This is a genomic window from Ensifer sp. VA4 (genome assembly GCF_055710065.1).
In genome coordinates this window covers 1-255 of sequence record NZ_JBVQPO010000089.1, presented here as the reverse complement: position 1 = coordinate 255, position 255 = coordinate 1, and the positions used below count along the sequence as shown (strand labels likewise).

Genomic DNA, 255 nt, shown 5'->3' with positions numbered 1-255 from the left:
GCGCGATGTCGGGCTGGCCCTTTTCGGTCATCGACGTGATCGTCGGGACCGTATCGCCCTGTATGATTTCGGCGTTGCAACCATAACCCTCGGTCAGGATAAATTTGTCCAGACTGGCGAGCACTTCGGCGCTCTGCCAGTTCATGCTAGCGATGGTGACGTCGCCGCAATCCGCTGCCTGCGCCGAATTGCCAAAGGTCAGCATCGCTGCTGCAAGGCATGTCGAGGCGAAGAGTTCTTTCATGGCATTTCCTC

General features: G+C 57.6%; 1 protein-coding gene. It reads right to left on the bottom strand.

Annotation, left to right across the window (positions count from 1 at the left end; all coding sequences use genetic code 11):
• A partial coding sequence (locus AC0C6X_RS30290) for a glycine betaine ABC transporter substrate-binding protein (RefSeq protein WP_472956740.1) occupies nt 1–244 on the bottom strand: 244 nt, incomplete at its 3' end.
• Nucleotides 245–255: the final 11 nt, after the last annotated feature.